At 67.9% G+C, this 19,165-nt stretch carries 18 protein-coding genes; 10 read left to right on the top strand and 8 right to left on the bottom strand.

Annotated features, from left to right (window positions below):
* The 3 genes from AC1REK_RS01920 to AC1REK_RS01910 all read left to right on the top strand — a co-directional run bounded on the left by AC1REK_RS01920 (position 1) and on the right by AC1REK_RS01910 (position 3,387).
* Positions 1–879 (top strand): transglutaminase family protein, encoded by an 879-nt coding sequence (locus AC1REK_RS01920; RefSeq protein WP_316018209.1) that lies wholly within the window; start codon positions 1–3, stop codon positions 877–879.
* Positions 876–1,586, top strand: coding sequence for an HAD family hydrolase (locus tag AC1REK_RS01915; protein ID WP_492267376.1), 711 nt, complete (start codon positions 876–878; stop codon positions 1,584–1,586). Before AC1REK_RS01920 ends, AC1REK_RS01915 begins: the two co-directional genes overlap by 4 nt.
* A 211-nt stretch (positions 1,587–1,797) precedes the next feature.
* A complete protein-coding gene (locus AC1REK_RS01910; RefSeq protein ID WP_492267377.1) occupies positions 1,798–3,387 on the top strand; it encodes an arylsulfatase in 1,590 nt (529 codons plus the stop codon).
* 180 nt (positions 3,388–3,567) lie between these two features.
* Here AC1REK_RS01910 and AC1REK_RS01905 read toward each other — a convergent pair whose 3' ends face one another.
* Positions 3,568–5,013 (bottom strand): aldehyde dehydrogenase family protein, encoded by a 1,446-nt coding sequence (locus AC1REK_RS01905; RefSeq protein WP_492267378.1) that lies wholly within the window; start codon positions 5,011–5,013, stop codon positions 3,568–3,570.
* A gap of 190 nt (positions 5,014–5,203) precedes the next feature.
* On the opposite strand from AC1REK_RS01905, the gene AC1REK_RS01900 reads away from it, so the two are divergent.
* Positions 5,204–6,658, top strand: coding sequence for a GGDEF domain-containing protein (locus tag AC1REK_RS01900; RefSeq protein ID WP_492267379.1), 1,455 nt, complete (start codon positions 5,204–5,206; stop codon positions 6,656–6,658).
* 6 nt (positions 6,659–6,664) lie between these two features.
* Here AC1REK_RS01900 and AC1REK_RS01895 read toward each other — a convergent pair whose 3' ends face one another.
* The 5 genes from AC1REK_RS01895 to AC1REK_RS01875 form a co-directional block, all read right to left on the bottom strand.
* Positions 6,665–6,817, bottom strand: a complete 153-nt coding sequence (locus tag AC1REK_RS01895; RefSeq protein WP_184231601.1) for a hypothetical protein — start codon at positions 6,815–6,817, stop codon at positions 6,665–6,667.
* A 60-nt stretch (positions 6,818–6,877) separates the two neighbouring features.
* Positions 6,878–7,588: a phosphatase PAP2 family protein gene (locus AC1REK_RS01890; protein ID WP_492267380.1), complete on the bottom strand. Its 711-nt coding sequence runs from the start codon at positions 7,586–7,588 to the stop codon at positions 6,878–6,880.
* Positions 7,589–7,636: 48 nt separating this feature from the next.
* Positions 7,637–8,587 carry a diacylglycerol/lipid kinase family protein gene (locus AC1REK_RS01885; protein ID WP_492267381.1) on the bottom strand — a complete coding sequence of 317 codons (951 nt, stop codon included), beginning with the start codon at positions 8,585–8,587 and terminating at the stop codon, positions 7,637–7,639.
* Between the two features lie 2 nt (positions 8,588–8,589).
* Complete coding sequence (locus AC1REK_RS01880; RefSeq protein WP_492267382.1) at positions 8,590–9,489, bottom strand: transglutaminase-like domain-containing protein; 900 nt, start codon at positions 9,487–9,489, stop codon at positions 8,590–8,592.
* A 209-nt stretch (positions 9,490–9,698) separates the two neighbouring features.
* Entirely contained in the window at positions 9,699–10,082 is a 384-nt protein-coding gene (locus AC1REK_RS01875) for a PRC-barrel domain-containing protein (RefSeq protein WP_316018201.1), read from the bottom strand.
* Between the two features lie 342 nt (positions 10,083–10,424).
* Between AC1REK_RS01875 and AC1REK_RS01870 the strand changes: the two genes are divergently transcribed.
* Positions 10,425–10,688 (top strand): YMGG-like glycine zipper-containing protein, encoded by a 264-nt coding sequence (locus AC1REK_RS01870; protein ID WP_316018200.1) that lies wholly within the window; start codon positions 10,425–10,427, stop codon positions 10,686–10,688.
* A 57-nt stretch (positions 10,689–10,745) separates the two neighbouring features.
* Here the strand turns inward: AC1REK_RS01870 and hutC are convergent, their stop codons facing one another.
* Both hutC and AC1REK_RS01860 read right to left on the bottom strand, forming a co-directional pair.
* Complete coding sequence (gene hutC / locus AC1REK_RS01865) at positions 10,746–11,495, bottom strand: histidine utilization transcriptional repressor HutC (protein WP_327520352.1); 750 nt, start codon at positions 11,493–11,495, stop codon at positions 10,746–10,748.
* Between the two features lie 14 nt (positions 11,496–11,509).
* Entirely contained in the window at positions 11,510–12,877 is a 1,368-nt protein-coding gene (locus AC1REK_RS01860) for a formimidoylglutamate deiminase (protein WP_492267383.1), read from the bottom strand.
* A 124-nt stretch (positions 12,878–13,001) separates the two neighbouring features.
* Between AC1REK_RS01860 and hutI the strand changes: the two genes are divergently transcribed.
* The 5 genes from hutI (at position 13,002) to AC1REK_RS01835 (ending at position 19,064) form a co-directional block, all read left to right on the top strand.
* Positions 13,002–14,210, top strand: a complete 1,209-nt coding sequence (gene hutI, locus AC1REK_RS01855) for an imidazolonepropionase (RefSeq protein ID WP_492267384.1) — start codon at positions 13,002–13,004, stop codon at positions 14,208–14,210.
* Complete coding sequence (gene hutH, locus AC1REK_RS01850) at positions 14,207–15,733, top strand: histidine ammonia-lyase (RefSeq protein WP_492267385.1); 1,527 nt, start codon at positions 14,207–14,209, stop codon at positions 15,731–15,733. Before hutI ends, hutH begins: the two co-directional genes overlap by 4 nt.
* A 121-nt stretch (positions 15,734–15,854) precedes the next feature.
* On the top strand, positions 15,855–16,661 hold the full coding sequence (gene hutG, locus AC1REK_RS01845) for an N-formylglutamate deformylase (protein ID WP_492267386.1): 807 nt from the start codon (positions 15,855–15,857) through the stop codon (positions 16,659–16,661).
* Positions 16,658–18,325 (top strand): urocanate hydratase, encoded by a 1,668-nt coding sequence (gene hutU / locus AC1REK_RS01840; protein WP_492267387.1) that lies wholly within the window; start codon positions 16,658–16,660, stop codon positions 18,323–18,325. The genes hutG and hutU overlap by 4 nt, the downstream gene beginning before the upstream one ends.
* 160 nt (positions 18,326–18,485) lie before the next feature.
* Complete coding sequence (locus AC1REK_RS01835) at positions 18,486–19,064, top strand: HutD/Ves family protein (RefSeq protein WP_492267388.1); 579 nt, start codon at positions 18,486–18,488, stop codon at positions 19,062–19,064.
* The last annotated feature ends 101 nt before the right edge of the window (positions 19,065–19,165 follow it).

Below are 19,165 nucleotides of genomic sequence, written 5' to 3'. Positions count from 1 at the left end.
GTGATCTACGAAATACGACATCTCACCAGCTACGCCTATGCGCGGCCGGTTCCGTTCGCCCGCTGCATCCTGCGCGTGCTGCCGCGCGAGGGCGACGGCCAGCACGTCGTCGCAAGCGAGCTCAGCGTGACGCCACGCTCCGTCGAGCGGCATGACGGGATCTGCTTCTTCGGCAACCGCACGACCACGCTGACCATCGCGAAGCCGCACCGCGAACTGCGGATCGAGACCAGATCGCGGGTCGAGGTGAACCGCGCTGCTGCCCCTTTTCCGGCGCTGACGCGCAATTGGGAGGAGGTGACGGCCCTGGCCCAGGGCGCCCAGAGTCTCGCCCCGGATTCACCGGCGCAATACATCTATCCCAGCCGGCTGGTGCCGACCGTCGACGAGATCACCGCCTATGCGCAGGAGAGCTTCCAGGCCCGGCGCCCGGTGTTCGAGGCGGCCCGCGAGCTGATGGGCCGGGTCCGCCGGGACTTCACCTACGACCCCGAGGCGACGGAGGTCTCGACGCCGATCCGCGAAGCCTTTGCGCAGCGCCACGGCGTCTGCCAGGACTTCGCCCACATCATGATTGCCGGACTCAGGGGCCTCGGCCTGCCCGCCGCCTATGTCAGCGGCTATCTGCGCACCATCCCGCCGCCCGGCCAGCCCCGCCTCGAAGGCGCCGACGCGACCCATGCCTGGGTGATGGTCTGGTGCGGGCCGGAGACCGGCTGGATCGGCCTCGACCCGACCAATGACCTGATCGTCGGCGACGACCACATCATCACCGCCACCGGCCGCGACTATGCCGACGTCTCGCCGCTCGACGGCGTGCTGGTCGGGCCCGGCAGCCAGAAGCTCGACGTCAAGGTCGACGTGATCCCGGTGTCATGAGCGCGCTTCCGACGATACGCGGCATCCTGTTCGACAAGGACGGCACGCTGCTCGACTACCAGGCAAGCTGGGCGCCGATCAATCTGCGTGCTGGCCGGCTTGCGGCTCAGGGCGACGCGGCGCTGGAAGAGCATCTCCTCATCCTGGCTGGCGTCGATCCTGCGACCGGCTTCTCGACCTCGGACGGGCTGCTAGCGGCCGGCAATACGCGCGAGGTCGCGCAGGCCTGGCACGTGGCTGGCAGTCCCTTCCCCATCGCCGAGCTGACCTTGCGGCTCGACGCGCTGTTCCAGGCCGGCGTCGGCAATGTCGTGCCGGTCTGTGATCTCGGCGCCCTCTTCGCCGGCCTGTCGGGCCGCGGTCTCGCGCTCGGCATCGCGTCCAGCGACAGCGAGGCGGCCGTCACCGCCACCGCCGAGCGCTTCGGCATCGCCGGCCAGCTCGATTTCCTGTGCGGCTACGATTCCGGCCATGGCGCCAAGCCGGAGCCCGGGATGGTCGCGGGCTTCTGCCGCGCGACCGGACTGCCGGTGGATGCGGTCGCCGTGATCGGCGATTCCGCCCATGACATGCATATGGCGGCGGCGGCCGGCGCCGGCCTGCGCATCGCCGTGCTGACCGGGGCCGGCAGCGCCGAGACGCTGCGCCCGCTCAGCGATCTCCTGCTGCCGAGCGTCGCCGATCTGGAGCAGGCGCTGTTCGATTGAAACAGCCCGCGGCGGCGGGCAGCTTCTATCATCGCTGGCAGCGGGCCGGCCCTGCACCGCGTGCTGCCGCGGCAGCAAGTTCAATGCGGCTCGCACCTCGCATCAATGACGTTCGGAGAGTAAGCTGGGAGGCAGCGGTGCGCTCGACACTTGCTTTCCATCTCCAAGTCCCCTGGCACCGCCCGTTTTCTGACTGAACCGGGAGGAACATATGGCAAGCCAAGACGGTCTTCCGCGCAGAAATCTCCTGTTGGGAGGCACTGCCCTAGCGGTTTCGGGCCTTGCAACCGGACCGACGGTACTGGCCCAGGCGCCGCAGCCGGGTACGACGGGCACAGGTGCTCGCAAACCCAACATCCTGATGATCATGGCTGACGACATCGGCTGGTTCAACGTCAGCAAGTACAATCTCGGGATCATGGGGTATCGCACCCCCAACATCGACCGGATCGGCGACGAGGGCGCGACCTTCACCGACTGGTATGGAGAGCAGAGCTGCACGGCAGGCCGTGCCGCCTTCATCACCGGACAGTCGCCGATCCGCACGGGGCTGACGAAGGTCGGTCTGCCCGGCGCCGATATCGGCCTCAGGCCGGAGGACCCGACCGTCGCAGAATTATTGAAGCCGCTCGGTTACGTCAGCGGTCAGTTCGGCAAGAACCATCTCGGCGACAAGGACGAGTTCCTGCCGACCAATCACGGCTTCGACGAGTTCTTCGGCAATCTCTATCACCTCAATGCCGAGGAAGAACCGGAGAATCCCGACTATCCGAAGAGCCCCGAGTTCCGCAAACGCTTCGGCCCACGTGGCGTGATCCGCTCCTCCTCCGATGGCAAGATCGAGGACACCGGCCCGCTCACCAAGAAGCGTATGGAGACGGTCGACGAGGAGTTCCTCGCCGGCGCGCTCGACTTCATCGATCGCCAGCACCGTGCCGGAAAGCCCTGGCTCTGCTACTTCAACTCGACCCGGATGCATGTCTGGACCCATCTCAAGCCTGCTTCGGACGGGAAAACCGGCAAGGGCCTCTATCCGGATGGCATGGTCGAGCTCGACGGCTATGTCGGACAGCTCCTGAAAAAGCTCGACGATCTCGGCGTCGCCGACAACACCATCGTCCTGTTCACCACCGACAACGGCGCCGAGGTGCTGTCTTTTCCCGATGGGGGACAGACGCCGTTCCGCGGCGAGAAGGCCACGAACTGGGAAGGCGGCTACCGGGTGCCCATGCTGATCCGCTGGCCGGGCACCATCAAGCCGAACACGATCTATAACGACTTCTTCTCGCATTACGACCTGATCCCGACATTCTGCGCGGCAGGCGGCGAGCCCGATGTCGTCGGCAAATGCAGGAAGGGTCACCAGATCGGGGCGAAGACCTTCAAGGTTCATCTGGACGGGTTCAACCTGATCCCGTTCTTCAAGGGCGAGGCGAAGGAATCCCCCCGCAAGGAGTTCATCTACTGGAACGACGATGGCGGTCTGGTGGCGATCCGGGCCGGCGACTGGAAGGCACATTTCCTGGTCCAGGAAAACCAGAGCATGGGCGTCTGGCAGCGCGAATTCACCAAGCTCCGTCTGCCCAAGCTGTTCAACCTCCGCGCCGACCCGTTCGAACGCGGGGACGAGAGCATTCTCTACGACAAGTGGGTCGTCGACCGCGCCTTCGTGCAGGTCCCGATGCAGGCGCTGGCGGCGCAATGGCTCGAGAGCTTCAAGGAGTTCCCCGTCAGGCAGAAGCCGGCCAGCTTCAACCTCGACGAGGTTATGGCGAAGCTCTCCAGCGGCGGCAATCGCTGAGGTCGGGAACAGGCGCTCGGCGTGCGTCGAGCGGCCTTTCTCACACCCCCGTTTTCGCACGGCGTGTTGCTGCGCCGCCAGCCGGGATGCGGGGTCAGGGCCTTTCACGCCCATCGAAGACCGATACGAAAAGGGCCGCGCCTCGCGGCGCGGCCCTGAACCTCTGGACGACGCCCCGGCTCAGGCGAGCGTGTAGGCGGTCTTCACCGTGGTGTAGAACTCCTTGGCATAGGCGCCCTGCTCGCGCGGGCCGTAGCTCGAGCCCTTCCGGCCGCCGAACGGCACGTGATAGTCGACGCCCGCCGTGGCGAGGTTGACCATCACCATGCCGGCCTCGCTGTTGCGCTTGAAATGCGTCGCATGCTTCAGCGAGGTGGTGCAGATGCCGGCCGAGAGGCCGAAATCGGTGTCGTTGGCGAGCGCGAGCGCCTCGTCATAATCCTTGACGCGGATGACGTTGGCGACCGGGCCGAAGACCTCCTCGCGCGAGATGCGCATGGCGTTGGTGGTCTCGGTGAACAGCGCCGGCTGGAGATAGAAGCCGGGCGTCTCGCGGTTGAGCAATTCGCCGCCCCAGGCGAGCTTGCCGCCCTCGTCGCGCGCGATCTGGATGTACTTCAGGTCCTGGTCGAGTTGGCTCTGGTCGACCACCGGGCCGATATGGGTGCCGGCCTTGAGGGCATCGTCGATCGACAGGCCCTTGAGACGCTCGATCGCGGCCTCGACGAAGCGGTCATGGATGCCGGCCTGGACAATCAGGCGCGAGGAGGCGGTGCAGCGCTGGCCGGTGGAAAAGAAGGCGCCCTGGACGGCGGCTTCGACCGCGACCTTGAGGTCGGCGTCGTCGAGCACGACGAGCGGGTTCTTGCCGCCCATTTCGAGCTGGACCTTCTTCATCGGGTTCGAAGCGATGCAGGCCGCTGCGACCTTGCGGCCGGTCGCGACCGAGCCGGTGAAGCTGATCGCATGCACGTCCTTGTGCTCGAGCAGCGCCTGGCCGACGACCGAACCGCGGCCCATCACGAGGTTGAGCACGCCCTTGGGCAGGCCAGCGCGCTGGATGATGTCGACCAGTGCCCAGGCGGAGCCCGGAACGAGGTCCGCCGGCTTGATCACGACACAGTTGCCGTAGGCCAGCGCCGGCGCGATCTTCCAGGCCGGGATCGCGATCGGGAAGTTCCAGGGCGTGATCATGCCGACGATGCCGACCGGCTCGCGCGTCACTTCGACGCCGACGCCCGGACGGACCGAGGTAATGCTCTCGCCGCCGAGACGCAGGCACTCACCGGCGAAGAAGGCAAAGATCTGGCCGGCACGGCCGGCCTCGCCGATGCCCTCGGCGAGGGTCTTGCCCTCTTCGCGCGACAGCAGGCGGCCGAGTTCGTCCTTGCGGGCGAGGATCTCGTCGGAGGCCTTCTTCAGGATCTCGTAGCGCTCCTGCGGCGTGGTGCGGCTCCAGGCCGGGAAGGCGGCCTTGGCGGCAGCGACCGCATTGTTGGCATCCTCGACGGTCGCCTGGGCGTACTCGCCGACGACGTCGTTGGTGTTGGAGGGGTTGATGTTGCGCGAGGCGTTCTGCGAGCCGGCCCACTCGCCGGCGATCAAATTCTTGAAGGGAGCATTCATCGAGAAACCTCGCGCCTGATCGGAAGAGGAGCCGGTCTTAACGCCTTTGGCTGGCCAAGGCCATGCCGCAGCACCTGCCGAAATGCCCGGCAGTCGCGCCGCCAGCGCATGCTGGCCGAAATGCGGGAGCCGTTTTGGCAGGAACACAGCAGCTTGCTCTTAACCTTTTGCGGGCACGGTTCGAAGCGATATGACCGCAGGCCGGGGCCCTTCCCTTTCGCGCGAAGCCAGCGCCGTCGATACCGGACAGACCCCGTCTCCGGCAGTCCTCGTCCTGCGCCGCGCCGTCCTGCTCGCGGCCATGACCTTCGGGGCCGCGCTGTTCGGCCATCTCACGCGGCCCGTCGGCTTCCTCGCCTCTTTCTGGGTAGCGAATGCGCTGCTGATCGGCATCCTTGTCCGCGCCCCGCAACTCGCCACGCCGTCGGGCTGGCTCGCCATTGCCGCGGGTTACTTGGCCGCCGACTTCGCCATGGGCGGCGGGCTCCTGCTGACATTCTGGCTGACCGCGGCCAATCTCGCCGGCGTCGTCGCCGGCTTCGTGCTGTTCCAGCGCATCGACCCGACAGACCGCAGGCTCGAACGGCCGCAATCGCTGCTCTTCCTGCTGCTGATCAGCGCCGCCGCCGCAGGTGCGGCGACGATCGTCGGCAGCGGCAGCATCATCGTTTACTTCGGCGGGAGCCTCCGGCACGCCGTCGAGCTCTACCTGACCAGCGAGCTCGCCAGCAATCTCGTGGTGCTGCCGATGGTACTGACGGCGCCGCCGCTACGGACTCTGCGCCAGCATGCCAGTGCGCTCGGCCGCTCGGTCCGCCCCCTGCTGCCGGTAGCTGCGCTGCTCATTTCGATCGCGGCGGGGAGCATGATCGGCGGATCGGGCGCTATCTCGGCCCCGATGCCCGCTCTGCTCTGGTGCGCGCTGAGCTACGGCGTGTTCCCGACCGCGGTGCTGACCTTCGCCACCGGCCTCTGGCAAGGCACAGCTCTGGTAACCAACCTGCCGCCGAGCGCGGCGGAGTTCCTGCCCGCGGTGATCGCGCATCGTCTCAGCCTCGCCCTGCTGGCGCTTGGGCCGATCATGGTTTCCAGCATCAACAGCGCGCGCAGCGAGTTGGTGAAGGAGCTAAACCGCGCCGCCAACGAAGATTCCCTGACCGGGACCCTGTCGCGCAGGGCTTTCATGCAGCGCAGCGAAGCCGTGCTGGCGGAAAGCGCCCGCCGGGGCACCAGCCTCGCCCTCCTGATGCTCGATGCCGACCAGTTCAAGCGCATCAACGACGAGCACGGTCATGCCGCCGGCGATGCCGCGCTGGTCGCCTTGACCCGGCAGATCGGCACTCTGCTCAGATCACAAGACCTGTTCGGGCGGATGGGCGGCGAGGAATTCGCGATCGTCCTGCCAGAGATCGACTCGGACGACGCCGTGGCCGTGGCCGAGCGCCTGCGCGAAGCCTGCGCCAACATCGAGCTGATGCTCGACAATGGCAGGGTGGTCCGCATCACGATGAGCATCGGCCTGGTATGCTGCCCGGCAGCCACCGCCTCGCTTCAGGGTCTGCTGAAGCAGGCCGACGACGCCCTCTATGCCGCCAAGCGGGACGGGCGCAACCGCGTCGTGCAGGCTGCGCCGCTCGCCGCCTGAGCAGCCTCACTTCTCCTTGATCGAGAGCCCGTTCTTGCCGACCGAGATCTCGACGCCTTCCGGCTGCTTCTTCTCCTGGTAGAGCGCATAGCTCGTCGCAGCGAGGCCCGCGATGAGCAGGCCGACGAGGAGGAAGAGCAGATTGCGCGAGATGGTCATGAATAGGACTCCAGTCATGAAAAAGCGCCGCTCTCGCGCGGCGCCATGACTGGAACGCGCTTATTCGCGTGCGGTTCCCGGAGACATGCCGAGTTCGGCGCCACCCGCCCCCGCCTCGCGTGCCTCGGCCTTGGCTGCGAGCCGGCCGAGCCAGGCGACCGCGACGCTCGACCAGGTGATGCCGAGGCACCAGCCGCCGAGCACGTCGCTCGGCCAGTGCACACCGAGATAGATGCGGCTGACGCCGATCGCGATGATCAGGAGCCAGGCGACCCAGAGACAGATCCGCGAGATATCGGCCCGGCGTGAAGCGATGCCGACGAAGCCGGCAATGCCGAGCAGCACGACCGCCGAGAGGAAGGCGTGCCCGCTGGGAAAGCTCGCGGTGAAGGTCAGGGCCGCATGCTCGACGATGTCGGGGCGTTCGCGCCCGATCGCGATCTTCAGAAGCGTGCTGGCCGCCACCCCCGACAGCACGGTCACGATGAGCCCGAGCGCCAGGCGCCAATGGCCGCAGAGCCGCAAAGTGAGGGCCGCCACTACCGTCATCGTGCCGAGCGCAACGAAACTGCCGAGCGCGGTGACGTCGCGCATCATCTCTCGGAACCAGGCCGGGCCGAGCGGGGTCGACGGGGCGGCCGCGTCGCGAAACAGCATCACCAATCTGGTGTCGAAGGCGAAATCACGGCCGGCGATGACGAAGATCGCGAGGCCGAGGAAGCCGAAAGCCGCGGCGGTCGGCAGGAGAAAACGCGGCTGCAGGAGAAACATCGAGAGCTATCCAGGCGGGAGTGGCGGCGGCCTATGACCAAAGCGTGTTCAGATTTCGGCCGGCCGCGCAGCGATGACCTGCAGCGCGGCGGGCAGCAAGCGGTATTCGAGCGAGCCGGCGCGGCGCTCGACCTCGCCATCGAAGGTGACATGGCCGCGCCGCTTGTCGCGACGGGTCAGCGTCACCGCTTCGGCGGTCAGCGAGACGAGGTTGCGCGAGGTGCGCCAGCTTCCGGTCAGCATGGAAAGCGCCGCCTTGGCGCGCGAGAGCAAGCCGCCGGTATCGAGGATGTGCACCTCTAACTGGCCGCCATCCAGCCGGTTGCGACGCCACTCGGCGCCGTCGAACTGGTTGACGGTGACCAGCACGGCGTCAGCCTCGACCTGGCGCTGCTCGCCGCCGATCTCCATGGCGACGCGGATCGGCCGGGTGAACAGGATCGAGCGCGTCGCAGCGAAGGCGAAGGCGATGGTGCGGCTGAAGGGAAAGCGCCGGCGGGCATGCTCGCGTTCGCGGGCCATCAGGCTGAAGAAGCCCATGCCGGAAATCGAGTGGAACGGGCGGCCGTTGATGCTGCCGAGGTCCATGGCAACGGGCTCGCCCCGGCAGAGCGCCGCGACCCGCTCCTCGATCGTTCCGAGCAGGCCGAGATCGCGGCCGAGCACGTTGACGGTGCCGAGCGGCAGGATGCCGACCGGCCGCGTGCAACCGAGCAGCACGGGCAAGGCGCCGTTGACGGTGCCATCGCCCCCGGCGATCACGGGAATGATGTTCTCGTCCTCGATCGCCGTGCGCAGGCGCTCCTGAAGCTGGCGCGGCGGCAGCAATTCGATCTCGGCCCTGCAGCCGGCCGCGGCGAAAGCCTCCTCGAGGCGATGCGAGAAATTATCGGCCCCGGCCTCGAGCACGGTACCGGCACGCGCATTGGCGATGACCCGGAAGCAGCGGAGCTGCGCCCTCGCCTCAGGCTCGACCGATGGTTCCGACAGGTCCGGCATGGCTAGGCGGCGATATGGGCACCCCTTTCGTCCGGCACAAGGCGCGGCCGCGGCGACGAGGCGCGCAGCGGAATCTCCTCGGCGACTTCCTCGGTGACCACTTCAAAACGCTGCAGGAGATGCGAGCCGAAGGAATTCAGCATCGGCACGTCGGTGGCGTCGCGGCCGCGCGCGATGACGACCCGGCCGATACGGGGTTGGTTGTGCCGCGCGTCGAGCGTGTACCAGCGCCCGTCCAACCAGACCTCGAACCAGGCGTTGAAATCCATGGGCGCCGGGTTCGGCGGCACACCGATGTCGCCGAGATAGCCGTTGCAGTAGCGCGCGGGAATGTTGAGGCAGCGGCAGAAGGCGACGGCGAGATGCGCGAAGTCGCGGCAGACGCCGATGCGCTCCTCATAGGCCTCGGCGGCGGTGCGGGTGCTGCGCGCGAAGGCATAGCCGAAAGTCAGGTGGTTATGGACGAAATCGACCACCGCCTGCACCCTGCCCCAGCCCGGCTCGAGATGGCCGAACAGGTTCCAGGCCGTGTCCATCAGCTTGTCGGTCTCGCAGTAGCGGCTGCCGAGCAGGAAGACCATCAAGTCGGCGGGAATCTCGGCGGGCGACAGCTGGCGCGCAGTGGGCGCAACGACGTCGGGCCGACCGCCATCATAGATCAGGCCGCTCGCCTCGAGCCGAACGCCGCCTGCCGGCGCAACCATGCGGCGGCAAATGTTGCCGAACATGTCGAAATGCCGCTCGACACGCAGCGGAACGCCAGCGTCCGCAAGGCCGGCCGCGCACATCTCGTCCGACGCCAGCCGGTCGTGACGCCGAGAAGGGTGGACGTCGAGCATGGTCACCAGCGGGGTCGGCCGGTCACAGACGATCTCGATGCGATAGCCGTAGCGGATCTGCATTCCCGTCTCCTCTATCACTCTGGAATTCGCCGGTGGGGCGCCAGCGCGTCTTCTGCGGACACCGCCCTGCGCGCCTGCCCGGAGCCGGAGCACCTGCCCTAAAAAAGATGCGGGCCTTTCGGCCCGCATCACGCTGTCGCAGCGATCCGGCTGGGGGGATAGCAATCGCCGCGACGGGCGCCTTGGAGAAGCGACAGCCGCAGGGGCCGTCACATCATCCAGTAGGGCATGGTGCCGTAGTAGTCGTGCACGCGCTTGCCGTATTCCTTGTCGTGCCAATCGGGCTCGCCATCGCTGCCGTACATCGGCGCGGCCTCGAGCTTTTCGCGCGTCAGCGGCACGACATAGCCGCCACGGTCGACATCGTAGTCGAGCATGCTCCACGGGACGGGATGATACTTCTCGCCGAGCCCGAGGAAGCCGCCGAACGACATGATGGCGTAGGCAACCTTGCCGGTGGCCTTGTCGAGCATGACGTCATAGATCGAGCCGAGATGCTCGCCTGCGGCATTGTAGACGTCGGTGCCAGCGACGCGGGCGCCGGCGATCAGCGGGTTGGCAGCAGTCGCAGCCGCGGTCATCGTTGCGCTCATCGTTTCCCTCCATCGAATTCACGGGCCAGCGCGAACCGGCCTGCCAAACCAACGCCGCAACTTGGTCGCTGTTCCACGGCAAGAGAGACAAATTCGACGAGCCTGCCGGCCGGACGGGTTCGCCCGCTGCAGGCACCGGCTTGGAGTTCCGGACCTGCCACCCGCAGGCCTCATCCGGAACCTTTGCCGACACGGTTCGTTGATGCCGCAGGTGATGGGCCGTTGCCGTCTCGCTGCGGTGGCTGCCCGGAGCGTGTCGGACCATGCCCCGGCGAAAGACGACCCAAGCCGAGGAGGCGAGGCAGCCCCTCCCGCCTCCGGCGCAAAGCAAGGACTAAAGCCATGAAAAAACTCATCATCGTCGCCCTGGCCGCCGGTTCTCTCGGCGCCTGTACGGCGCGTGAGGAAAACACGGCGACAGGCGCCCTGATCGGTGCCGGCACGGGCGCCGTCATCGGCGGCCTTGCGACCGGCCGCGCGGGCGGTGCAGCGGCGGGCGCAGCGATCGGCGGCGTCGGCGGTGCCATCATCGGAAATGCGACCACGCGCGACCGGGTCTGCGTCGGACGAGACGAATGGGGTCGCCGCGTCAGCTACGCCTGCTGAGCCGGCCAGGATATCCTCTAGCTGCGAGGGGCGGTGCTCAACCGCTCCTCGTCGGCGCTAGACTTTGCCATAGGGCCCGAAGCGGCCGATGAAGCGATGGCGGCCGCCCGGATAAAGCAGGCGCACCGCAGTCACCGGTTCGCGCTGGTTCCAGGTCCGCCGCTCGACGAGCAGGCAGGGCTCTCCCTCGCCGATGGCGAGGAGTTGTGCCTGATCGGTCTCCGCCGCGACGGCGCTGATCGCGTGCTCCGCCTGCGACCACAGACTGTTCTGCAGCAGCCAGTCCCCCGGCGGCATGGCGGCAAACTGCTCTTGTCCGGCCGCCGGCACGGTGGCGAGATGGATCACCCGCTCTTCCAGCACATGCGGCACGCCGTCAGCGAAGTGTAGCACCGTCAGATGCACCACCTCGACGGCTCGGCCGAGTTCGAACAGGGCGACGACCGGCCGTTGCGCCCGGCCGTCGCGCCGCGCCAGGATCCTGTAGGAATACTCATGGCCCAGCCCGCGCACCTCTTCGGGAATCGAGAGGATGTCGAGCATGGCATGGCTCGCCGGCGGGCTCGCGACGATGGTTCCGGAGCGGCGCCGGCGTGTGATCAGCCCTTCGCGCGCCAGCTGGCCCAAAGCGCGGTGCACCGTCATGCGGGAGGCGCCGAGGCGCTCCATCAGGGCATGCTCGGGCGGCACGACCGTCCCCGGCGGCCAGGCGCCGTTCAGGATGAGGTCGCGAATGGCGCGCCGGATCTGGTCGTAGAGCGGACCGGCGCCATCGAGAGCTACGGCGTCGATCTGGCTTGCGGACATGGACTCTTTCCGGCTCAGGCGAGCAGATTTCGGATGACCGTGCCATAGCGCGCGGCGATGCGCGCCCGGTCAATGTGCCGGCCGCCGCTGACCACAGTCTTTCCACCGACGATCACGGTCTCGACCGGCAGGGCGGGCGCCGCGAAGACCGCGCTGTCGAGCGCGAAGTCGCCGGACTTGCCGACCACGGCCGGATGTTCGGCAGCGAGCGTCACGAGATCGGCCCTCGCTCCCGGGGAGATGGCGCCGATGCTGCGCCCGCAAGCCTGGGCGCCGCCGGCACAGGCATCCTGCCAGAGCCTGACGCCGGCGGATGTGCCGGGTTCGGCCCAGAGCGCCCGGCGCCGGTCGCGCAGGCGCTGCGAATATTCGAGCAGACGCAATTCGCCGCCCGCCCCGATCTCGATGTTGGAATCGCTGCCGACGCCGATGCGCCCTCCGGCGGCGCGATAGCGAACGCCGTCGAAGATGCCGTCGCCGAGATTGGCCTCGGTGATCGGGCACAGGCCCGCCACCGCACCGCTGCGCGCCATGGCGTCGCGCTCGGCGTCGCTCAGATGCGTCGCATGGATCAGGCACCAGCGCCCGTCGACGGCGACGCTCGCCAGCAGGAGCTCGACCGGGCGGCGGCCGGTGATGGCGATGCTGTCCTCGACCTCGCGCATCTGCTCTGCGACATGGATATGCACCGGGGTTTCAGGCCTGAGCGCGGCGATCCAGGGCAAATCGTCGAGCGCCACCGCCCGCAGCGAGTGCGGCGCGACGCCGACCCTGGCGTCCGGCAAAGAAGCGACCGCCTTCTCGCTGCCTTCGAGAAGCCGCTGATAGGCGTCGCGATCATTGAGGAAGCGGCGCTGGCCGGGCGCGGCCGGCGCCTTGCCGAAATTACCGTAGCGGTAGAGCACCGGGAGTAGCGTCAGGCCGATGCCGGTCTCGCCCGCCGCGGCGGCGATCGCCCCGCCCATGGTGGCGATGTCGGCATAGGCGCGGCCATCCTTGTCGTGATGCAGGTAGTGGAACTCGGCGAGTGCGGTGAAGCCGCCTTCGAGCATCTCGACCATGGCCTGGGCGGCGATCGCCTGGACATCGTCGGGGTTCAGCCGGTCGAGGAAGCGGTACATCACCTCGCGCCAGGTCCAGAACGAATCCTCGGAAGCGCCGCGCCGCTCGGAGAGACCGGCCATGCCGCGCTGGAAGGTGTGGCTGTGCAGATTGGGCAGTCCGGGCAAGGTCAACCCCGACAGTCGTGTCGCTGCCGCTGGGGCCGCGCCATCACGGGAGACCGAGGCGATGACGCCGTCCTCGACAAGCAGCGTGACGCCACGCGCGAAGCCCTCCGGCAGCAACGCTTCCTCGAGATACAGTTCCTGCCTGACCGCCATGCCATCCACCTCTCTAATTGCATATGCAATTAAGCGCTTGCCTTTTGCATATGCAATTGGCTAGCTTACCCGGAACGAAAGCGAAGTCGAGAGGGTGCGACGGGCAATGGTGGCGGAAACGTCTTTGAGCTGCGACCGGCTCTGGCTGAATGCGCGACTGGCGACGATGGCCGAAGGCGCCTCCTCCGCCTATGGCGCGATCGAGGACGGGGTCATTGCAGCACGCGACGGGCGCATCGTCCATGTCGGCCCGCGCGCCACGGCGCCCGCCTTTTCGGCGGCCGAGACCATCGATTGCGAGGGCCGCTGGATCACGCCCGGCCTGATCGATTGCCACACCCACCTCGTCTATGGCGGCGACCGCGCCCATGAGTTCGAACTGCGTCTGAAGGGCGCGAGCTATGAGGAGATCGCCCGCGCCGGCGGCGGCATCGTCTCCTCGGTCAAGGCGACGCGCGCAGCGAGCGAGGACGAACTCTTCGCCAGCGCCGAGAAGCGGCTTTCCGCGCTGATCGCCGAGGGCGTCACCACCGTCGAGATCAAGTCGGGCTACGGGCTCGACGTCGCGAGCGAGGTCAAGGTGCTCGCCGTCGCCCGCCGGCTCGGGCGCGAGCAGCCGGTCCGCGTGCTGACCACCTTCCTCGGCGCGCATGCGGTGCCGCCCGAGTTCAAGGGCCGGTCCGGCGACTATATCGACCTCGTCACCGGGCCGATGCTCGACGCCGTGGCGGCCGGCGACCTTGCCGACGCCGTCGACGTGTTCTGCGAGGGCATCGCCTTCTCGCCGGAGGAGACCGCGCGCGTCTTCGCCGCGGCCAAGGCGAAGGGTCTGGCGATCAAGATCCATGCCGAGCAGCTCTCCAATCTCGGCGGGGCGGCGCTCGCCGCCGGCATGGGCGCGCTCTCGGCCGATCATCTCGAACATCTCGACGAGGCCGGCGTCATCGCGATGGCCAAGGCCGGCACGGTCGCGGTGATCCTGCCCGGCGCCTTCTACTTCCTGCGCGAGACCGTGAAGCCGCCGATCGAGCTCTTGCGCCAGCATGGCGTGCCGATCGCGCTCGCCACCGACGCCAATCCCGGCACCTCGCCGCTGACCTCGCCGCTCCTGACCATGAACATGGGCTGCACCCTGTTCCGGCTGACGCCGGAGGAGGCGCTGGCCGGCATGACCCGCAATGCCGCGCGCGCCCTCGGCCTCCAGGCCGAGACCGGCACGCTGGAGACCGGCAAGGCCTGCGATCTCGCGATCTGGGAGATCGAGCGTCCGGCCGAGCTCGCCTATCGCATCGGCTTTAACCCGCTTCACGCCCGCATCCGGAACGGACAATGACCACGCTCTCTCTCACCCCCGGCGAGGCCCGCCTCGCCGACTGGCGCCATGTCCTCGACGGCGCCAGCGTCGCTCTTTCCGAAACCGGCGCGATCGCCGGCGCCCAGGCGATCGTCGACGAGATCGTCGCCAAGGGCACCGTGACCTATGGCGTCAACACCGGCTTCGGGAAGCTCGCCAGCGTTCGCATAGCCGACGCCGACCTCGCGACGCTGCAGCGCAACCTCATCCTCTCGCATGCGGTCGGCACCGGCCCTGCCTTGCCGGACGAGGTCGTCGCGCTGATCCTCGCCATGAAGGCAGCGAGCCTGGCGCGCGGCGCCTCCGGCATCCGCCCCGTCGTTGTCGAGGCGCTGGTCGGCGCGCTCAGGGCCGGCGCGTTGCCGGTCGTGCCGGCCAAGGGCTCGGTCGGCGCCTCCGGCGACCTTGCCCCGCTCGCCCATCTCACCGCCGCGCTGATGGGCGTCGGCGAGATCAGGCTGAAGGGCGAGGTGCTGCCGGCCGCCGAGGCGCTGAAGCGCATCGGCCAGCAGCCGCTCGCGCTAGGCGCCAAGGAAGGCCTCGCGCTGATCAACGGCACGCAGGTCTCGGCCTCGCTGGCGCTGGCCGGCCTCGCCAGCATCGCCCGCGTCTTCGACGCGGCGCTGATCGCCGGGGCGCTCTCGGTCGATGCGCTGAAAGGCTCCGACACGCCGTTCGATCCACGCATCCAGAAGCTGCGCGGCCAGCCAGGCCAGATCAAGGTCGCGGCCCTGCTGCTCGACCTCGTCGCCGGCAGCGAGATCCGCGAGAGCCACCGCTTCGGCGACAGCAAGGTGCAGGACCCCTATTCGCTGCGCTGCCAGCCACAGGTGATGGGCGCGGTACGCGACCTTCTCGGCAATGCGGCCGCGACGCTCGCGATCGAGGCCAACGCCGTAACCGACAACCCGCTGGTGCTGGGGCCCGGCGAGATCGTCTCGGGTGGTAATTTCCACGCCGAGCCGGTCGCCTTTGCCGCCGACATGCTGGCGATGGCGGTCTGCGAGATCGGCAACCTCGCCGAGCGCCGGATCGCGCTCCTGGTCGATCCCGTGATGAGCGGCCTGCCACCCTTCCTCGCCCGCGACGCCGGCCTCAACTCCGGGTTCATGATCGCGCAGGTGACGGCGGCGGCGCTGGCCTCCGAGAACAAGCAGAAGGCCTATCCGGCTTCCGTCGACACCATCCCGACCTCGGCCAACCAGGAAGACCATGTCTCGATGGCGACGCATGGCGCCTTCCGCCTGATCGAGATGGCGAAGAACGCGGCGAGCATCGTCGCGGTCGAGCTGATGGCCGCCGCCGAGGCGATCGAGCATCACCGCCCGATGAAAACCTCGCCGCGGTTGGAGCCAGTGCTGGCGCTGATCCGCGAAAAAATCGCGCCGCTGACCGAGGACCGCTATCTCGCACCCGACCTCGCCGCTGCGACGGAGCTCGTGCTCTCGGGCACGCTCGGCAAGGCGGCGGGGGTCGACAGCTATGGGGAGCTTTCGGCATGAAGAACTCCCCCTTTCCGTCATGGTCGGGCTTGTCCCGACCATCCACGTCTTCGCTGGTCGAGCGTGGTGTTCAAGACGTGGATGCTCGGCACAAGGCCGAGCATGACGTTGGAGGCAGGGCATGACCGATATCGTCTCGGTCAAGCGCGGCTCTTCGCCGCTCGTCCTCTCCATGCCGCATCCCGGAACCGGCCTGCCGGCCGAGGTCGCGGCGCAGCTCAACATGCGCGGCACCCAGGTCGAGGACACCGACTGGCACATGCGCCAGCTCTACGGCTTTGCCGAGCGTTTCAAACCAACGATCGTCGAGGCCTCGCTGTCGCGCTTCGTCATCGACCTCAACCGCGACCCGGCCGGCGTCTCGCTCTATCCCGGCCAGGCGACGACCGAGCTGGTGCCGACCACCACCTTTTCCGGCGAAGCGATCTGGACGATGCCTCCCGGCGAGGCCGAGATCGAGCGGCGGCGAAAAGCCTATTTCCAGCCCTATCATGACGCGCTCGCCGCCGAGATCGCGCATGCCAAGGCGCAGCACGGCTTCTGCCTGCTCTGGGACTGCCACTCGATCAAGTCGGCGATCCCACGCCTGTTCCCCGGCACGCTGCCGACGCTCAATCTCGGCACCAATTCCGGCCGGAGCGCCGCGGCCGCAGTCGAAGCCGCCGCGGTCAAGGCCATGGCCGGCAGCGCCTTCACCCAGGTCGTCAACGGCCGCTTCAAGGGTGGCTGGATCACCCGGCATTACGGCCACCCCAGTGACCATGTGCACGCGCTCCAGATGGAGATCGCGCTCAGCGCCTACCTCGCCGAGGAAGCGCCGCCCTGGACCTTCGACGCGGCCCGCGCCGCCAGCCTGCAATCCGCCCTCTCCGCCATGATCGAAGCCGCGCTCGCAGCGGCCAGCCACATCGAACGGACGAAGTCATGACCCGCATCGACAACAGCCGCGTCATCCGCAGCCCGAAAGGCACCGACCGCACCGCCAAGTCCTGGCTGACCGAAGCGGCGCTGCGCATGCTGATGAACAATCTCGACCCGGATGTCGCCGAGAAGCCTGGCGAGCTCGTGGTCTATGGCGGCATCGGCCGCGCCGCCCGCACCTGGGAGGATTTCGACCGGATCGTCGGCGCCCTGCGCGGGCTGGAGGCCGACGAGACGCTGCTGGTCCAGTCGGGCAAGCCGGTCGGCGTCTTCAAGACGCATCCGGACGCGCCGCGCGTCCTGATCGCCAATTCCAACCTCGTCCCGGCCTATGCCAACTGGGAGCATTTCCATCATCTCGATAAGGCCGGGCTGATGATGTACGGCCAGATGACGGCCGGCTCCTGGATCTATATCGGCACGCAGGGCATCGTTCAGGGAACCTACGAGACCTTCGTCGAGGTCGGCCGCCAGCACTATAATGGCAGCCTCAAGGGCAAATGGATCCTGACCGGCGGCCTCGGCGGCATGGGCGGCGCCCAGCCGCTCGCCGCGACCATGGCCGGCGCCTCGATGATCGCGGTCGAGTGCAAGCCGTCCTCGATCGATTTCCGCCTGCGCACCCGCTATCTCGACGAGAAGGCGGACAGCGTCGACGAAGCCTTGAAGATCATCGAGGCCGCCCATGCCAAAGGCAAAGCCGTCTCGGTCGGCGTGCTCGGCAATGCCGCCGAGATCTTCCCGGACATGGTTCGCCGCGGCATCCGCCCGGATGTCGTCACCGACCAGACCTCGGCGCATGACCCGCTCAACGGCTATCTGCCGGCCGGCTGGACCCTGGAAGAATGGGAAGAGCGCAAGGAGCGCGACCCGGCCGGAACGATCGAGGCCGCCAAGACGTCGATGGCCGAGCATGTGAGGGCGATGCTCGACTTCCAGCGCATGGGCGTGCCGACGCTCGATTACGGCAACAATATCCGCCAGATGGCCAAGGATATGGGCGTCGACAACGCCTTCGATTTCCCGGGCTTCGTGCCGGCCTATATCCGCCCGCTGTTCTGCCGCGGCATCGGCCCGTTCCGCTGGGCCGCGCTCTCGGGCGATCCCGAGGACATCTACCGCACCGACCAGCGCGTCAAGGAACTGCTGCCGGACGACAAGCACCTGCACAACTGGCTCGACATGGCGCGCGAGCGCATCCAGTTCCAGGGCCTGCCGGCGCGGATCTGCTGGGTCGGCCTCGGCGACCGCCACCGGCTCGGTCTCGCCTTCAACGAGATGGTGGCCAAGGGCGAGCTCAAGGCCCCGGTCGTGATCGGCCGCGACCATCTCGATTCCGGCTCGGTCGCCTCGCCCAACCGCGAGACCGAGGCGATGAAGGACGGCTCGGACGCGGTCTCCGACTGGCCGCTGCTCAACGCCCTGCTCAACACCGCCGGCGGCGCGACCTGGGTCTCGCTGCACCATGGCGGCGGCGTCGGCATGGGCTATTCGCAGCATTCGGGCGTGGTGATCGTCGCCGACGGCACGCCGGAAGCGGCCAAGCGCCTGGAGCGCGTGCTCTGGAACGACCCCGCCACCGGCGTGATGCGCCATGCCGATGCCGGCTACGACATCGCGCTCGACTGCGCCCGGGAGAAGGGGCTGAAGCTGCCCGGTATTCTGGGCTGACCCATGTGTCATTCCGGGGCTCCGCGCAGCGGAGAACCCGGAACCCACGACTGGGTGAACCTTACTGATCACCACGTTGCACCCCGTCGTGGGTTCCGGGTTCGCCCTTCGGGCGCCCCGGAATGACAAGGGTGGCCGCTTGAGTTCGAAGGACCGATCCATGCGCATCATCCGCGCCGCCGACTGCCGGACCATGCCTTGGAAGAACGGCGGCGGGACGACGACCGAGATCGCGGTGGCTCCCGAAAGCGCCTCGCTCGATGATTTCGACTGGCGGATCAGCATGGCCCATGTCGGGCAGGACGGGCCGTTCTCGTCCTTCCCCGGCATCGACCGGACATTGTCGGTGCTGACCGGGGCCGGCATCACGCTGGCCTTCGGCGATGGCGAGCGCGTCAAGCTCGACCGCAGCAGCGCGCCCTACCCTTTCGCCGCCGACCGGGCGGTCGACGGAATGCTGGTCGATGGGGCGATCGACGATCTCAACGTGATGAGCCGACGCGGCCGCTGGCGGCACCGGGTCGAGCGCTTGTCGAACGCCGGCTCGCTCACGGCGAGCGAGAGCCTGCTGGTGCTGGTTGCCCGCAAGGGCGAATGGTTGGTGAATGGCGCAGCGCTACCCGCCGGCGACAATGCGATCCTGGAGGCGCCCGGGCCCGTCGAGCTGGTCGTGAGCGGCAATGAGGCAGAGCTTTATGCGGTCTGGCTAACGATGGAGACGCGGGGAACCCTCTCCTGAAAGGAGAGGACAGGGTGAGGTGTTCGGGAGAGATATCGCGAGCCTCAACCCATCCGCGTTCGACGCTCACGCAACTAGTCGGGCCGCCTACACCTCACCCC

The sequence above is a fragment of the Allobosea sp. GW823-FHT02B03 genome (assembly GCF_058797755.1).
This window is presented reverse-complemented; position numbering and strand designations above follow the sequence as displayed.

Coding starts and splice junctions, on each gene's coding strand:
- hutG (WP_492267386.1), top strand. CDS start 15,855: ATGACCGATATCGTCTCGGTCAAGCGCGGCTCTTCGCCGCTCGTCCTC.
- AC1REK_RS01835 (WP_492267388.1), top strand. CDS start 18,486: ATGCGCATCATCCGCGCCGCCGACTGCCGGACCATGCCTTGGAAGAAC.
- hutU (WP_492267387.1), top strand. CDS start 16,658: ATGACCCGCATCGACAACAGCCGCGTCATCCGCAGCCCGAAAGGCACC.
- AC1REK_RS01880 (WP_492267382.1), bottom strand. CDS start 9,489: ATGCAGATCCGCTACGGCTATCGCATCGAGATCGTCTGTGACCGGCCG.
- AC1REK_RS01910 (WP_492267377.1), top strand. CDS start 1,798: ATGGCAAGCCAAGACGGTCTTCCGCGCAGAAATCTCCTGTTGGGAGGC.
- AC1REK_RS01870 (WP_316018200.1), top strand. CDS start 10,425: ATGAAAAAACTCATCATCGTCGCCCTGGCCGCCGGTTCTCTCGGCGCC.
- AC1REK_RS01875 (WP_316018201.1), bottom strand. CDS start 10,082: ATGAGCGCAACGATGACCGCGGCTGCGACTGCTGCCAACCCGCTGATC.
- hutC (WP_327520352.1), bottom strand. CDS start 11,495: ATGTCCGCAAGCCAGATCGACGCCGTAGCTCTCGATGGCGCCGGTCCG.
- AC1REK_RS01895 (WP_184231601.1), bottom strand. CDS start 6,817: ATGACCATCTCGCGCAATCTGCTCTTCCTCCTCGTCGGCCTGCTCATC.
- hutH (WP_492267385.1), top strand. CDS start 14,207: ATGACCACGCTCTCTCTCACCCCCGGCGAGGCCCGCCTCGCCGACTGG.
- AC1REK_RS01905 (WP_492267378.1), bottom strand. CDS start 5,013: ATGAATGCTCCCTTCAAGAATTTGATCGCCGGCGAGTGGGCCGGCTCG.
- AC1REK_RS01915 (WP_492267376.1), top strand. CDS start 876: ATGAGCGCGCTTCCGACGATACGCGGCATCCTGTTCGACAAGGACGGC.
- AC1REK_RS01885 (WP_492267381.1), bottom strand. CDS start 8,587: ATGCCGGACCTGTCGGAACCATCGGTCGAGCCTGAGGCGAGGGCGCAG.
- AC1REK_RS01860 (WP_492267383.1), bottom strand. CDS start 12,877: ATGGCGGTCAGGCAGGAACTGTATCTCGAGGAAGCGTTGCTGCCGGAG.
- AC1REK_RS01900 (WP_492267379.1), top strand. CDS start 5,204: ATGACCGCAGGCCGGGGCCCTTCCCTTTCGCGCGAAGCCAGCGCCGTC.
- AC1REK_RS01890 (WP_492267380.1), bottom strand. CDS start 7,588: ATGTTTCTCCTGCAGCCGCGTTTTCTCCTGCCGACCGCCGCGGCTTTC.